This is a genomic window from Streptomyces sp. NBC_01497 (assembly GCF_036250695.1).
GTDB lineage: Bacteria > Actinomycetota > Actinomycetes > Streptomycetales > Streptomycetaceae > Streptomyces.
Window position 1 is genome coordinate 2,565,785 of sequence record NZ_CP109427.1, and the last position, 14,690, is coordinate 2,580,474.

At 72.1% G+C, this 14,690-nt stretch carries 13 protein-coding genes; 5 read left to right on the top strand and 8 right to left on the bottom strand.

From position 1 onward, the window contains the following. Positions 1-4: 4 nt before the first annotated feature. The 4 genes from OG310_RS10860 to OG310_RS10875 form a co-directional block, all read right to left on the bottom strand. Positions 5-604 (bottom strand): GTP-binding protein, encoded by a 600-nt coding sequence (locus OG310_RS10860; RefSeq protein ID WP_329460118.1) that lies wholly within the window; start codon positions 602-604, stop codon positions 5-7. A gap of 148 nt (positions 605-752) precedes the next feature. Next, complete coding sequence (locus OG310_RS10865; protein WP_329460119.1) at positions 753-1,133, bottom strand: DUF742 domain-containing protein; 381 nt, start codon at positions 1,131-1,133, stop codon at positions 753-755. Between the two features lie 254 nt (positions 1,134-1,387). Continuing rightward, positions 1,388-1,915 (bottom strand): roadblock/LC7 domain-containing protein, encoded by a 528-nt coding sequence (locus OG310_RS10870; RefSeq protein WP_329455674.1) that lies wholly within the window; start codon positions 1,913-1,915, stop codon positions 1,388-1,390. After that, positions 1,912-5,196 (bottom strand): sensor histidine kinase, encoded by a 3,285-nt coding sequence (locus OG310_RS10875; RefSeq protein WP_329455675.1) that lies wholly within the window; start codon positions 5,194-5,196, stop codon positions 1,912-1,914. Before OG310_RS10875 ends, OG310_RS10870 begins: the two co-directional genes overlap by 4 nt. Before the next feature lie 458 nt (positions 5,197-5,654). On the opposite strand from OG310_RS10875, the gene OG310_RS10880 reads away from it, so the two are divergent. Next, the gene (locus OG310_RS10880; RefSeq protein WP_329455676.1) at positions 5,655-6,434 is read left to right on the top strand and encodes a hypothetical protein; all 780 of its coding nucleotides are present in this window, start codon (positions 5,655-5,657) and stop codon (positions 6,432-6,434) included. A 489-nt stretch (positions 6,435-6,923) separates the two neighbouring features. On the opposite strand, the gene OG310_RS10885 is transcribed toward OG310_RS10880, so the two are convergent. Further along, positions 6,924-7,418, bottom strand: a complete 495-nt coding sequence (locus OG310_RS10885) for a MarR family winged helix-turn-helix transcriptional regulator (RefSeq protein WP_443078600.1) — start codon at positions 7,416-7,418, stop codon at positions 6,924-6,926. A 203-nt stretch (positions 7,419-7,621) separates the two neighbouring features. Here OG310_RS10885 and OG310_RS10890 point away from each other — a divergent pair, with 203 nt between their 5' ends. Further along, positions 7,622-8,506, top strand: a complete 885-nt coding sequence (locus tag OG310_RS10890; RefSeq protein WP_329455677.1) for a lysozyme — start codon at positions 7,622-7,624, stop codon at positions 8,504-8,506. 159 nt (positions 8,507-8,665) lie between these two features. Here OG310_RS10890 and OG310_RS10895 read toward each other — a convergent pair whose 3' ends face one another. After that, positions 8,666-9,121 (bottom strand): ATP-binding protein, encoded by a 456-nt coding sequence (locus OG310_RS10895; protein WP_329455678.1) that lies wholly within the window; start codon positions 9,119-9,121, stop codon positions 8,666-8,668. A gap of 144 nt (positions 9,122-9,265) precedes the next feature. Between OG310_RS10895 and OG310_RS10900 the strand changes: the two genes are divergently transcribed. Then, positions 9,266-9,808 carry a UTRA domain-containing protein gene (locus OG310_RS10900; protein WP_329455679.1) on the top strand — a complete coding sequence of 181 codons (543 nt, stop codon included), beginning with the start codon at positions 9,266-9,268 and terminating at the stop codon, positions 9,806-9,808. A gap of 1 nt (position 9,809) precedes the next feature. Next, on the top strand, positions 9,810-10,628 hold the full coding sequence (locus tag OG310_RS10905) for a GntR family transcriptional regulator (RefSeq protein WP_329460121.1): 819 nt from the start codon (positions 9,810-9,812) through the stop codon (positions 10,626-10,628). An 87-nt stretch (positions 10,629-10,715) separates the two neighbouring features. On the opposite strand, the gene lon is transcribed toward OG310_RS10905, so the two are convergent. Continuing rightward, positions 10,716-13,127, bottom strand: a complete 2,412-nt coding sequence (gene lon / locus OG310_RS10910) for an endopeptidase La (RefSeq protein WP_329455680.1) — start codon at positions 13,125-13,127, stop codon at positions 10,716-10,718. A 307-nt stretch (positions 13,128-13,434) separates the two neighbouring features. After that, positions 13,435-13,629 carry a hypothetical protein gene (locus tag OG310_RS10915; RefSeq protein WP_329455681.1) on the bottom strand — a complete coding sequence of 65 codons (195 nt, stop codon included), beginning with the start codon at positions 13,627-13,629 and terminating at the stop codon, positions 13,435-13,437. 253 nt (positions 13,630-13,882) lie between these two features. Between OG310_RS10915 and OG310_RS10920 the strand changes: the two genes are divergently transcribed. Continuing rightward, positions 13,883-14,608, top strand: coding sequence for a spermidine synthase (locus tag OG310_RS10920; RefSeq protein ID WP_329455682.1), 726 nt, complete (start codon positions 13,883-13,885; stop codon positions 14,606-14,608). Positions 14,609-14,690 lie beyond the last annotated feature (82 nt).

The following is a 14,690-nucleotide window of genomic DNA, read 5'->3' on the forward strand; positions in this document are numbered from 1 at the left end:
CCCCCTATGTGCCCGCGACGAGCGCGTGCCGTACGAGGGTCATGAGCGACTCCACGGCCGACACCCGCTGGCGCGCGTCCATGACCAGCAGGGGCACGTTGTCCGCGACGGACAGCGCGTTCCTGACGGCCGACGGGTCGAACGCCTCGGCTCCCTCGAAGTGATTCACCGCGACGATATAGGGCAGACCGCAGGTCTCGAAATAGTCGAGCGCGGGAAAGCAGTCGTCGATACGGCGCACGTCCACGAGGACTACGGCGCCGATCGCGCCCCGCACGATGTCGTCCCACATGAACCAGAAACGCTGCTGGCCCGGTGTACCGAAGAGGTAGAGCACCAGGTCGTTGTCGAGGGTGATGCGGCCGTAGTCCATGGCGACGGTCGTCGTGACCTTGTTCGGTACGGCCGTGAGGTCGTCCGTGGCCGCGCTCGCCGCCGTCATCAGCGATTCCGTGCGCAGCGGCGGGATCTCGGACACCGCCCCGACGAACGTCGTCTTGCCGACGCCGAACCCACCCGCGATCACTATCTTCGTGGCGACGGGCGCCCGGGTCCGATCGAGCTGCCAGGCCTTCAGGCTCTCCTCCGGCTCGGAGACGGCCATGACCTCGACGGCCGCGTCCGCACCCGAGTCGGTGCCCGCGGCACTCGCGGCTCTCTCCTCGGCGACGGCCCCGGTCCCGGCGGCGGCCCCCTTACCGGCGGCGGCGTTGCCCTCGGCGGCAGCCTTGCCCTCGGCGACCGCGGTGTCGTCAGAGACGGCGGAGTCCACTCAATACCCTTTCCAGCAGTGCATGGTCCGGCTGTTCGGTGCCGTGCCCGGTCCCGTAAACCCTGATCTTTCCCTGATCCGCGAGGTCGCTCAGCAGCACCCTCACCACACCGAGCGGCATCTTCAACAGCGCCGCCACCTCCGCGACCGTCCGCATCCGGCGGCACAGTTCGACGATCGCGCGCATCTCCGGCATCACCCGCGACGAGCCGCGGCGCGGCAGCTCCTTGCGCTCTTCCGGCGCCTCCAGGGCCGCCACGAACGTCTCGACCTGCAGGACGTGTTCGGCCCGTGTCCGGCCACCGGTGAGCGAGTACGGGCGCACACGTGACGCGCGGCGGCCTGAGCCCCGTACCGGCAGACCTGGCGCCGCGCCGCGCCGGCGCCGCCCCCCACCGGGGGCGGGACCCGCGGGTTCCGGCGCCCTCTCTAACGGCACCAGCTCGTCGGGGGCCTCCGCGCCGACCGACCACGCGTGGGTCCCGATTCCGTACGTGCCGGTCCGGTCAGCGCCGGACCCGCCCCAGCCGTTCCCGTCCGTGACGGCCCCCTCCGCGACGGTACCGTCCGTGGCCGTTTCGTCCGGCAGTTGACCGCGCCGGGCGTACGACCGGGTCACCGGCCGCTCCCCAGGTCGATCGTGCCGCCGCTCACCGCGCCGCCCTCCAGCGACCGGCGCAGTTCGCCCCTCAGCTCGGGGGTGAGGACGTGTCCGGCCCGGCCCACGAACAGCGCCATGTGGTAGGCGACCACGCTCATGTCGCAGTCGGGCGTGGCATGGACGCCGAGGAGGGACCCGTCGCTGATCGCCATGACGAACAGGCTGCCGTCCTCCATCGCGACCATGGTCTGTTTGACCGGGCCGCCCTCCATCAGCTTGGCCGCGCCGATGGTGAGACTGCCGATGCCGGAGACCACGGTGGCGAGGTCGGCGCTCGAACCGCGCGGGCCCGCCCGGCGCCCGGTGGGCTCGGGCGCGGTGGCCGCCTCCGTGCGCTCCGGGTCTGAGGAGAGCAGCAGGAGCCCGTCGGACGACACGACGGCGACGGACAGTACGCCTGGTACCTCCTCCACGAGGTTGTTCAACAACCAGTGCAGGTTGCGCGCCTCGCTGCTCAGTCCGAACGTGCCCGTCGCCGTCACCTGTGTGCCTCCTCGACTGTCTCCCCCGCCGCTTCGGTGTGTCGCTGTGACGCTGGGTGTTGCTGGGTTTCCCGGTGTTGCTGATCGTTCTGGTGTCGCTCAGCGTGCTGCTGCGGGGTGTTCTCGTCCTGCTGACCGTGCTGGTGCCGCTGGTCCTGGTGCCGCTGATCGTGGGTGCCGTCCGGGTGCGGACCGGCAGGACCGGCCGGGTCCTGCGCCTGCCCGTACGCCTGCTGCCCGTAACCCTGGGGGATCCCGGGCACGGACCCCGACGGCCCGAACGGCGAACGATCGAACGGTGACTGCCCGAACGACGCCTGCCGGTAAGGCTGTTGCCCGTAGGGCGACTCATTCTGCGACTGCCCGACCGACTGGCCGTCAGGCTGCCCCTCCGGCACCGCCCGCGCTCCCGCACTCCCGCGGATCTCCTCCTCGGCGTCGTGCCGGCCCGCCTTCGCTCCCTGGTGGAAGCCGCCGAGTCTACGACGCAACTCCTCCGGGTCCACAACGCGCTTGCGCACCAGAGGGGCGCCCGCCGTCCTGACCTCCTTGGGTACCCGCTTGGGCAGCCCGCGGCCGGCCGGCGCGGGCGGGCCCGGCAGGCGCATGGTGAAGGTGTCCGAGTCGAGGTCCCCGGTCTCGTCACCGGCCGCCCGCTCGTGGGAGTCCGGCCCGATGGCGTACGGGTCGGAAGCGGACGCGGCGGACCGGGGCCGCCGCGGTTCCGGCAGCCGGGCCCCGGGCACCCGGGGCGCTCCGGCACCCGCGGGCTGCGCGGCTCCGACGCTGCCCGGCAGCGCGTCGCCGGCCTCAGGAGCCAGGTCGCCTCCCGCATGCGCCGGGATGATGGTCCCCGCGCGCTCTGCCGCCCGTACGGACGCCTCGGCCGCGGCGATCAGCGGATCGTGCGGACCGGCCGCACCGGGGCGTACCGGCAGCACATGGGAGTTGGCCTCGGCGACCGAGCCCGGCAGGGTCATCCCGGACCCGCCGGCCGGACCGGTTCCCACCTCACTCACGGCGGGCGGCTCCGACGGCATCAGCTGCTGCGGCACTATCACGACGGCTGTGACACCACCGTCCTGCTGCTGCCTGCGCAGCTCGACCCGTACGCCGTGGCGGGCCGCCAGCAGCGCGATCACCCGCAGGCCGAGGCCCTCGGTCGGATTCCCGCCGCGCCCGTCGGCCGCGGCCGGGTCGGCCGTGGTGGCGGCCAGACGTCCGTTGAGCGCCTCCAGCCGGTCGTCCGCGACCCCGATGCCCTGGTCCACGACGGAGAGCATCACCTCACCGGTCTCCAGGAGCCAGCCCGACAGTTCGACCGAGGCGTCCGGGGGCGAGAACGACGCCGCGTTCTCCAGGAGTTCCGCCACGAGGTGGCTGAGGTCGTCCGCCGCGTACCCGGCGACCTGGGCGTGGGGCGGGAGGGTCTGGATGGTGATGCGTTCGTACCGTTCGATCTCGCTCACGGCGGCGCGGAGCACGTCCACCAGCGGGACGGGACCGGCGTGCGCGTGGCTCTGCTCGTGCTCGGCGAGAACGAGCAGGTTCTCGCTGTGCCGGCGCATGACCGTGGCCATGTGGTCGAGCTTGTAGAGCGTGGCGAGGCGCTCGGGGTCCTGCTCGCTCTCCTCCAGCGATTCAATGACACCGAGTTGACGCTCGACCAGGCCCAGGTTGCGCAGCGAGAGGTTGACGAAGGTGTGGCGGACGCTGTGGCGCATCCGCCGCAGGTCTCCCGCGACCTCGTCGATCTGCGCCTGGAGCGCGGCCCGCTCCTCGGCGGTGAGGGCGGAGACGGCGGCGGCCTCGGCGGCCCGCACCCGGGCCTCGGCCGCGTCCCCGGGGTCCCCGGCGGCCCGGCCTCCCCCGACGCCTTCATCGTCCGTGGCGGGCGGGAGCGCCGCGCCGGTCGTGGCGTGGGCGGCGGGCGACAGCGTCGAGATGCCCGAGCCCGAGGCGGTGGCCCCCGTGGCGACGGCCGCACCGGTGCCGCCCGGCGCCGTCGCGGCCCGGCCGGTCAGGGCGAGCACGGTGGAGTGCAGCGCGTTGAGAGACCGTACGACGTCCGCGAACTCGTCGTTGCGGCCCGTGAAGCGCACGGGCTCCGCCGTGGCGGGCGCGTCGGCGACCCTGGCCGCGCCCCGCCGCACGGCCGCGAGCGGCCTGGTGAGGGTCCGGGCCACCGATGTCGAGACGGCGACAACGACCAGCAGGCACCCGGCGGCCAGCGCGGCACGCAGCTCCAGGTCCCGCACGGCGTCGTCGCGGTCCTTGCCGAAGCCCTTCAGCCCTTCGGCGGCGAGTGCGGACTCCGCGCCGCGCATCTGGTCGATCCTGGCGGTGAGCGCGGTGTTGAGCTTGTCCGGATCGGTGTCGAGATCCGCGCTCGACAGCTGCGGGCCGGCGGTGAGCTTGCCCAGGGAGTCCTCGGCCGACTTCACGTCGGGGCCGGTGACGGTGTCCATGAACGAGGTGCGCTCCGCGGCGTCCGCCGCGGCGTCGAAGTCGTCGAGCGCGGCGAGTTCCCGTACCCGGGCCAGCTGGGCGGCGGCGCTGAGCGCGTCCCGGGCCCTGCCGTCGGCCGTCGCCGAGTCCGAGCCTTCCATGGGCAGCCCGGTCAGGGGGTTGATCGTGGGCTTGTCGGCCGGAACGCTGAGGGCGCCCAGCAGCAGGCCGCGGGTGGCCGACGCCTGGTCGACGGCGCGGTCGAGGGCGGCGTCGGCGCGCGCGCCGGGCGCCGCGCTCGCGGGCGCGCGGTCGGCGAGCTGCTCGGTGAGGCGGTGCAGCGAGGTGATGACCTGGGAGTACGAGGTGTACGCGGCGATCGCGGAGCCCTTGCCCGTCAGGGCGGTGCGGCGGATCGCCGGGATCTCACCGATGTCCTTGAGGGGCGTGGAGAAGGACGCGGGGACCGAGGATCCGGCGAGGGCCGCGTGGATCTCGGTGATCTGCTGGTCCACCCGGTCCCCGGCGGCCTGGAGGCTGTCGTCGTCCCCGGCCTTGCCGTTCCCGTCCCTCTTGGTGCCCTTGGCCGGGCGGCCCGCGGCGACGAAGACGACGGCCTGGTCGCGCTCGTCGGCCAGGGAGCGGGAAAGGGAGACGGCCTGCCGCCCGAGCCGGGCGAGGGTGAGGGAGCGCTGCGCGTCGTCGAGCTGCGCCGAGGCGTGCAGGAGGGCGGGGGTCCCCGCGGCGATCACGACGATGCCGGAGACCAGGACGCCGGCGACGAGCCGGGTGCGCACCCGCTTGGGGCGCCCCATCGGAGTGCCGCTGCGCACACCGCCGTTCCCCCGAGGCCGCTTCTTCTGCACCGGTGCTCGCATTCTCGACTCGTCCGCCCATGAAGCAGAGGTGACGGCGGGTCACGACGAGCCACCCCCAGCCCCTGGCACGGCTTCCGACCATTCCAGTGCTCTCAGGAGGAAGACGCACATCGGCCGACCCGCCACCTGAACGAGTGAACATCACGAAGGAGTTGACCATCAACTTCGCTTGACAGGTCGGGGGAGCGTTCCCGGTGGGTCGAATGGACCTCGGGGCCACGCTTTGGAAAGATGCCCGCCCGCATCGCACGGTGCGTGGTCCGAGTGATCACTTTTCAGCCGCACGGCCGTCGCACGCGGTGGAACGCGGACACAGGGGCCCGGTGTGCGGGGAACGTGAACACATGATGAGCCGCATCCCTCGCTCCCCCACGCCCCCTTCCCCGTCCCTCCACTCCGGCACACTGGGACCCATGCGCTTCGAACTCGCGACAACACCCGGAACGGCCGGACGGCCCAACGAGGACTGGACTTCGGCGATCACGCCCGCGGCGGGCGAGGGCGGCGCGCTGGTCCTCCTCGACGGAGTCACACCGCCGGCCGGGGACGACGGTTGTGTGCACGGTGTTCCCTGGTTCACCGCGCGGCTGGGGGGCGCACTGGCCGAACTGTGCGGTTCACGGCGCGACATGACCCTGGAAGAGATCCTCGCCGCCGCGATCACCGCGACAGCCGGCAAACATCGTGACACTTGTGACCTTTCTCACGTACGTACCCCCCAGGCGACCGTGGTCCTCGCCCGGTGGGGGTCCGGGCCCGACGGCACCGTCGAACACCTGGTCCTGTCGGACTCGACGCTCCTGGTGGAGAGCCAGGACGGGGAGGTACGGGCCCTCGTCGACGACCGGCTGGACCGCGTCCCGGCGGAGGTCAAGCGCTCCGTGGCGTCGACGGACGCGCTGCGGAACGCGGAAGGCGGATTCTTCACCGCCGCGGCCGACCCGTCGGCGGCATCGAAAGCGGTGACGGGAAGCATCCCCCTCGCGGAGGTACGGTCCCTGCTGGCGCTCACGGACGGGGCGGCACGCTGGGTCGAGATGTTCGGCGAGGGCGACTGGGCCCAGTGCCTGTCCCTGGTCCGCAAGAGCGGGACGCGCGAGCTGATCGACCGGGTACGGGCGCTTGAGGACGGCGCGCAGCACATACGCGGCAAGAGGCACGACGACGCGACGGCGGCCTTCGCGGAACTCTGACGGGGCGGCCCGGCCGGCCGTCGGGACTCCGGCCCCCGGCATAGCGCGCACCGCTCGGAGCAACCTCGGCCCCGGCCCGCACGCACCGCTCGGAGGGACTCCGGCCCCCGTCCGCACGCGTCACCCACCGGAATTCCGGACCCCGCCCCGCACGCACCGATCGGCGGGATTCCAGGCCCGGCCCCCGCGCACCGGCCGGCGGGCACCGTGGCGGCCGCCAGTGACTGCCGGTGACCGCCACGGGGTCGTCGACCGCCACACCGCCTCACGCGCCTCCCTGATCGACCGCCACACCGCCTCACGCGCCGGTCCCTGATCGACCGCCACGCTCACCCGTACGGGACGTTTGCGGCGCGGCTCCTCACCCGGGCGTACGAGAGGTCCCGTCACTCGTTCGAGCTACCCGTTCCCGCGGTCGCGGGCCGGGACACCGGCAAGGTCCCGGCACCCGTCCCTACGGCGCTCCCGGCGCCCGCCCACCGGGCCGTGTCAGCTCGCGAAGCGGGCGTTGAGCTGGTGCAGGAGACGGGCCAGCCCAGCGATCTCGTTGCGGTCCCAGTCGGCGAGTTTCTGCACGTAGCGGCCCCTGCGGGCATCCCGTACGCGCCGGAAGCGGTCCAGTCCCTCGTCCGTGATGCGGACCAGGGACGCGCGGCCGTCGGCGGGGTCCGGCTCGCGCGCGATGAGTCCGATCTCCTGGAGGGTCCGCAACTGTCGGCTCATGGTCGCCTTGCCGACCCCGAAATAGACGGACAGCTCCGTCGCCCGCTGCTGTCCGGTCTCTTCGAGACGGACCAGCAGCCCGTACGCGGAGGGTTCGAGGTCGGGATGCACCTCGCGGGCCATCTCGCCCGAATTCGCCCTGGCCCGGCGGAGGAAGACCGCGAGTTCGCGCTCCAGATCGAGGAATTCGGAGGTCACCGCTTCGCCGTCCGTCACCGCGGCGTCCTTCTCCGTACCGCTACCGTGCACGTCAGCAGCCATTGCGCGCTTTCCCGCTCCTGAGGTTTCCCAAAGCTACGGCCATTGCCGCACCTCTCCGTATTTTCGCAGGTTTAGTCCATCAGCAGCAGCGTGGCGTCCTGCCACCGACGGGCCGCATACGTAGCGTTTCACGGTGCCGTGTCCATTTTGACGACTTGTCGATACGGCGCGAGACCCCCCACAACGCTTTTCGGAGGCACGCAATGCCCGTGCAGAGACCCGGAACGAGCAGCAGCCGCCGCACCCTGTACGCGGCGTCGGCGGCTCTCCTGGCCACCTTCGCCCTCCCCCTGACCCTCCCCGGCGTCGCCAGCGCCGACGTCTCCCCCGTGCCGCACCACGCCGGCGCCGCCGCGCCCGCGGGCACGGCTCCCGTGCGCGGCACCGCCTACATGGGCATGGGTGTCCTCGCCCATGACGGACAGGGCCGCAGGCCCGTCAACCGGCGCAGCGCCGCCATCGCCCAGACGGAGGGCGTCGACGTCTCCAGCCACCAGGGCGAGGTGAACTGGCCCTCGCTCTACAGCACCGGCGTGAAGTGGGCCTACGTCAAGGCGACCGAAGGCAACTACTACCGGAGCACCACGTTCAACCAGCAGTACACCGGCTCGTACAAGGCGGGCATGATCCGCGGCTCGTACCACTTCGCCGCCCCGGACGTCTCCAGCGGCGCCAACCAGGCCGGCTACTTCGCCGACCACGGAGGTGCCTGGTCCAAGGACGGCAAGACCCTGCCGGGCGTCCTGGACATCGAGTGGAACCCGTACGGGGCGTCCTGCTACGGCCTATCGACGTCCGCGATGGTCTCGTGGATCAAGGACTTCGTGAAGACGTACAAGTCCCGCACGGGCCGCGACGCGGTGATCTACACGGCCACCAGCTGGTGGAAGGAGTGCACCGGCGACTACGCGGGCTTCGCGAAGACCAACCCGCTCTGGGTCGCCCGCTACAACACCTCGCCCGGCGTCCTGCCGAAGGGCTGGGGCTTCCAGACGATCTGGCAGTACACGTCGACGGGTCCGGCGGTCGGCGACCGCGACAAGTTCAACGGCGCCCTGGACCGCCTCAAGGCCCTGGCCAACGGCTGACCCGACGCCGACCGGACGCACCGCGCGACGCCCGGCGCGTCCCGAACCCCCGGCGGCCCCGCCCGGACCTCCTCCGGCCGGGCCGCCGGGGCGCCGCCATGCCTCGGGACGGCCCAGTCGCCGGGTCTCGCGGGGGCGTCCGCGCCGACGGCCTCCCCGTCAGGCCAGGGGGACGTCCGCGCTGACGGGCGCCACCCCCGGCGTGTCGGCGGCTCGCGAGCGAGGCGGGGCCGACGCGACCTCGAACGTCAGCCACACGGTCTTGCCTACCCGGTGCGGGATGACTCCGAAGCCGTCGGCCACGGCTCGCGCGAGCCAGAGTCCACGCCCCGAGCACAGGTCCCCGCTCGGCGGGTGGACCAGGGGGAGGCCGCCCCCGCTGTCGCGAACCTCCAAACGCACCAAGTCGCCGTCGCGCGCGAGTCGCACGCAGAACTGCCGACCGGCAGGGACCCCGTGCGCCACAGCGTTCGCGGCGAGCTCGGAGACTCCGAGGCGCAGATCGTCCACTCGCTCCTCGATCTCCCAGAGGGTGAGCGTCCCCACTGCGAAGTCGCGCGCCTCCGGAACCGATCGTCGTGCCCGCGAAAAGAGCCGTTGCCGTGACAAGGGCACGGAACATCACCACCTTGCTCATGACCACCAGGTGCCGCGAACGTACCGCCTTTCGCGAAAAGCAGCAAGGTTGACGAGGCTTCCCACACCGTCACTTAACGTGTAGGCAGGACCCGGCAGGGATCAGCGGCTCTGGAGGGCGGCATGGCGGACAGGGAGTGGATCAGCAGCTCGGCGGCGTACCTGGCGCCACCGAAGGACCCAGGACGCGAGGCCTGGAGCGCCGAACTCGAGCGCCGGGGGCGCAGAGGCAGCCAACGGATCGTCCAGGCGGGCGAGGTCCCGTCCCCGGCCGAAGCGGCAGCTCTGCTGGGTCTCGCTGTCGGCGAGAGCGTCGTGGTGCGCAGACGCGTCATGTTCGTGGAGGAACGGCCGTGCGAGCTGACGGACACGTATTACCCGGTGCGCATCGCACGTGGCACGGGCCTCGCCTCCACCGCGAAGATCCGGGGTGGCGCCGTCCGGCTCCTGGCCGAACTGGGACACACGGGCGTCCGTGTGGTCGAGGACGTGACCGCGAGGCTGCCGACCGACAAGGAGCAGAACACCCTTCTTCTGACACCGGACCAACCGGTCCTTACCATCGCCCGCGTCACCTTCGACGACGAGGGCGCCCCGGTTCAAGCGGACCTCATGACCATGCCCGCCCATCTGCAACGCCTGCGCTACGAGACCCGGATTGGATGAACTGACCGTGCCCCGGACTGAGGAGGGCCTCCTCGACCGCCGCTCATTGCACGAGCGCATCGCGGCCGATCTGCGCGACGAGATCATGACCGGCGATCTGGCACCAGGCGCCAAGCTGCCCTCCACAGCCCAGCTCAAGGAGCGGTTCTCCGCCTCGAACGCGACCATCCAGAAGGCACTTCAGCTGCTCAAGGACGAACACCTCGTCGTGGGCCGGGCAGGTGCGGCCGTGACCGTCCGGGAGCATCAGCAGCAGACGGTCCGGCCCGAGGCCTCCATGATCCCTGGCCCGGGGGACGGACCGTACCCCTGGCTGCCCGGGATCCGCTCCGCGGGCGCGGCCAAAAGCAGGCTTCTGGACGTCGGTGAGACCGTGCCGCCCGCGGACGTGGCCGCCGTACTGCGTCTGGCCGGTGAAGCCCTGGCGCTGCGGCGGAGCCAGGTGCTGACGGTCGACGGCGAGCCGGTCGAACTCGTTCACTCGTACTACCCGCCGGACCTGGCCCGCGGCACTCCGCTCGCGGAACGGCGGCGCATCAAGGGTGGGACGCCGGCCCTCCTGGCGGACCTCGGCCACCGGGTCCTCCGGTGTGTGGATCTCGTTTCCGCCCGGGTACCGACGCAGGAGCAGTATGAGAACCTGCGCCTGCCCGGTGATCTTCCCGTCCTGCGGACGCTCCGGGTGGCGTACGCCGCCTGTCCCGAGGGCGAGCGGCCCGTGGAGGCCACCGTGATGGCCAAGGCCGGGCACCTCTACCAGCTGCGGTACGAGTTCCACCCCGAGCATCCCGTCACCCCGCAGGCGCCGCCCCCGGCCTGAGCGCCGCCCCCGGGGCCGCCACGCGCGCCACCGCCCGGAAGCGGGGCTTCCGGGCGGTGGGGGCTTGCTGTTCTCGCGGGGCGCCGGTCAGGCCGCGGCCGAGACCGGGAGCTCCGCCGGGGACAGGGCGATCTCCAGGACCTGGCGGACGTCCGTTACCGGGTGGACCTCCAGCTTCTCCAGGACCTCGGCGGGCACGTCGTCCAGGTCGGCCTCGTTCCGCTTCGGGATCACGACCGTCGTGACGCCCGCGCGGTGCGCGGCCAGCAGCTTCTGCTTCAGGCCGCCGATGGGCAGGACCCGGCCGGTCAGGGAGACCTCGCCGGTCATCGCGACGTCGTTGCGGACCTGGCGGCCGCTGAGCAGCGACGCGAGGGCCGTCGTCATCGTGATGCCCGCGCTGGGGCCGTCCTTCGGGACCGCTCCGGCCGGGAAGTGGATGTGCACACCCCGGTCCTTCAGGTCACCGACCGGCAGTTCGAACTCCGCACCGTGCGAGCGCAGGTACGAGAGGGCGATCTGCGCCGACTCCTTCATCACGTCACCGAGCTGACCGGTCAGGGTCAGCCCCGCGCCACCGGTCTCCGGGTCCGCCAGCGACGCCTCCACGAAGAGGACGTCACCTCCGGCTCCGGTGACCGCGAGGCCCGTCGCCACGCCGGGTACCGCGGTGCGGCGCTCGGCCGGGTCCGTCGCGGACTCGGGCACGTGGTGCGGCCTGCCGATCAGCTTGCGCAGGTGGTCGGCGCCCAGTGCGAACGGCAGCTCGCGCTCACCGAGTTCGTGCTGCGCCGCGACCTTGCGCAGCAGCCGCGCGATGGCCCGCTCCAGGTTCCGCACGCCCGCCTCGCGGGTGTACTCCCCTGCCAGCTTGCGCAGCGCGTCGTCGCCGATGGAGACCTCGCCGGTCTCCAGACCCGCGCGCTCCAGCTGCCGGGGCAGCAGGTGGTCGCGGGCGATGACGACCTTCTCGTCCTCCGTGTAGCCGTCGAGCGTGACGAGCTCCATGCGGTCCAGCAGGGCCTCGGGGATGGCGTCGAGCACGTTGGCGGTGGCCAGGAAGACCACGTCGGAGAGGTCGAGTTCGACCTCCAGGTAGTGGTCGCGGAACGTGTGGTTCTGTGCGGGGTCGAGGACCTCCAGCAGGGCCGCGGCCGGGTCGCCCCGGAAGTCGGAGCCGACCTTGTCGATCTCGTCCAGCAGGACCACCGGGTTCATGGACCCGGCCTCCTTGATGGCGCGGACGATACGGCCGGGCAGCGCGCCGACGTACGTACGCCGGTGGCCCCGGATCTCCGCCTCGTCCCGCACGCCGCCGAGCGCGACGCGGACGAACTTCCGGCCCATCGCGTGCGCGACGGACTCGCCGAGGGACGTCTTGCCGACCCCGGGCGGACCCACGAGGGCCAGCACGGCGCCGCCGCGGCGGCCTCCGACGACGCCGAGCCCCCGGTCGTCGCGGCGTTTGCGCACCGCCAGGTACTCGGTGATGCGTTCCTTCACGTCCTCAAGGCCCGCGTGCTCCTCGTCGAGGATCCGCTGGGCGCCCTGGATGTCGTAGGCGTCCTCGGTGCGCTCGCTCCACGGCAGTTCGAGGACGGTGTCGAGCCAGGTGCGGATCCAGGAGCCCTCGGGGCTCTGGTCGCTGGACCGCTCCAGCTTCTCGACCTCCTTGAGGGCCGCCTCCCGGACCTTCTCCGGCAGGTCGGCGGCCTCGACACGCGAGCGGTAGTCGTCGGACTCGTCGTCCTCGCCACCGCCGTCGAGATCGCGCAGTTCCTTGCGTACGGCCTCCAGCTGGCGCCGCAGCAGGAACTCGCGCTGCTGCTTGTCGACGCCTTCCTGGACATCCTTCGCGATGGACTCGGCGACGTCCTGCTCGGCCAGGTGCTCCCGCAGCTGCTGCGTGGCGAGCTTCAGCCGGGCGACCGGCTCGGCCGTCTCCAGCAGTTCCACCTTCTGGGCGGTGGACAGGAAGGGCGAGTAACCGGAGTTGTCGGCGAGGGCGGACACGTCGTCGATCTGCTGGACGCGGTCCACCACCTGCCAGGCGCCACGCTTCTTCAGCCAGTCGGTGGCGAGCGCCTTGTACTCCTTCACGAGTTCCGTCACGGAACCGGGCAGCGGCTCGGGCACCTCCTCGTCGATGCTGATGCCCTCGACCCACAGGGCCGCGCCGGGACCACTCGTACCGGCCCCGATCTGCACCCGTCCGCGTCCGCGGATCAGGGCACCGGGGTCCCCGTCGGAGAGCCGGCCCACCTGCTCGACCGTACCGAGCACGCCGGTCGCCGCGTACGAACCGTCGATCCGCGGCACGAGCAGCACCCGCGGCTTTCCGGCACCGTCACCGTCCGCACGCGCGGCGGCCTGTGCGGCCTCGACGGCAGCCCGGGCTTCGGCGTCGGACAGGTCCAGAGGTACCACCATGCCGGGGAGCACGACCTCGTCGTCGAGCGGCAGCACGGGAAGCGTGAGTGGTGTGGAAATAACAGCCATGATCTCCCCTTCGGCAATCAAGTTGAGCTATGCAGGCTCAATGCTTATGAGTGCCCGGATGTTCCCGGTGGTGCCGGGTGTTCGCCGTGGGCGATCATCCCTCCCCGGCCCCCGGCTCCCCCGAGCGCCGCGGCTCCGTCCCCACCTGCGGTTTCGCGGCCGCTTCACCAGCACCCGCGCACGCCCCTGCGAACCTGCCCGGCGGACAGCCGGTGAGTCGGGAACGCCGGGTGGGGTCCGCGCATTCCGGACGGAACGCCTCCACGCACGGGCCGGGGCACCGTCGACGGCGCCCCGGCCCGCAAGCTCAGGGCGCCTCGGTGCCCGCGCCGCAGGCCCCGGGCGCCTCCCACTCCACCTCGACGGCGGCCGTCAGCGTCTCCACCGCGTCCTCCCAGGGCAGAATCCGGGGCTCGGTCCGCCGCCGCCATCTGTTGGCGGCGAACCGCACACCCGCGACGCCCCTCCACCACCGCCGCGCGGGGTGGGGTGGACGGCCCATGGCGCCGCGCGTGAGCGGCCCGGCGCCGCGGGGCGGGGGCGTGCGCGGCGGTTGCGGGGGCATACGTCGGGGGCATACGGGTGCCGCGGGGCGCCGCACGTGCGGCGCGCCCCCCGCCGGGCCGGCCGGCGCCCGGTGCGCTGCCAGGATGGGGCGTGCCGCGGCGGACCGTGCCCGTCATGACGTCCGGTGGCGCGCGGTACGGGTGCGCCGGGCGACGACCCACGAGAGACAGAGAGACAGGAGTGCCGACGTGCCCGATCCGGCCGCTGCCCAGGGCAGCGCAGCAGGACCGCCCGTCACGCTGGACCGGCGGGAGGGGCCCTACGGCGAGATCGTGCTGCGGCGGCGGCCCGTCGAGGGGGACGGCGCGGACGTTCTGGAGATCATCGCCAACGGCACCTTCCTGATGGACACCTCGGACGGGCGCTCCGAGCGGCTCCTCGTCGACGCCGCGTTCCGCGCGCTGCCCGAGGAGCGGCAGAGCATGCTGCCGTCGGTGCTGATCGGCGGTCTCGGCGTCGGCTTCTCCCTCGCGCACGCGGTCGCCGACCCCCGGTGGGGCCGGATCACGGTGGTCGAACGGGAGCAGGCCATCATCGACTGGCACCACGAGGGGCCGCTCGCGCGGATCTCGAAGGCCGCGCTGATCGATCCGAGAACTGTGATTCTGCACACCGATCTTCTGGACTATGTACGTACCACCTCCGACAGGTATGACGCACTGTGTCTGGACATCGACAACGGGCCGGACCGACCGGTCACCGAGAGCAACGAAATCCTCTACGCAGAGGAAGGACTTGCCGCCTGCCAGGCCCTGTTGAACCCCTCGGGGGTACTTGCCGTCTGGTCCGCGCAACCCTCTCCGACCTTTGCCGATGCATTGCGGAATGCCGGATTCACTGGGGTAACGCATGAAGAGGCAGGGGTTGCCCGGGGAGAGCCCGACGTCGTCCATCTCGCTGTTCGCACTGCGTAGCCGAAAGGCCGCCCGTACCTCTACGCTGCTCCACGAAATACAGGATTCGACGATCTACGACACCCCCCAGGCAGTAAACCGA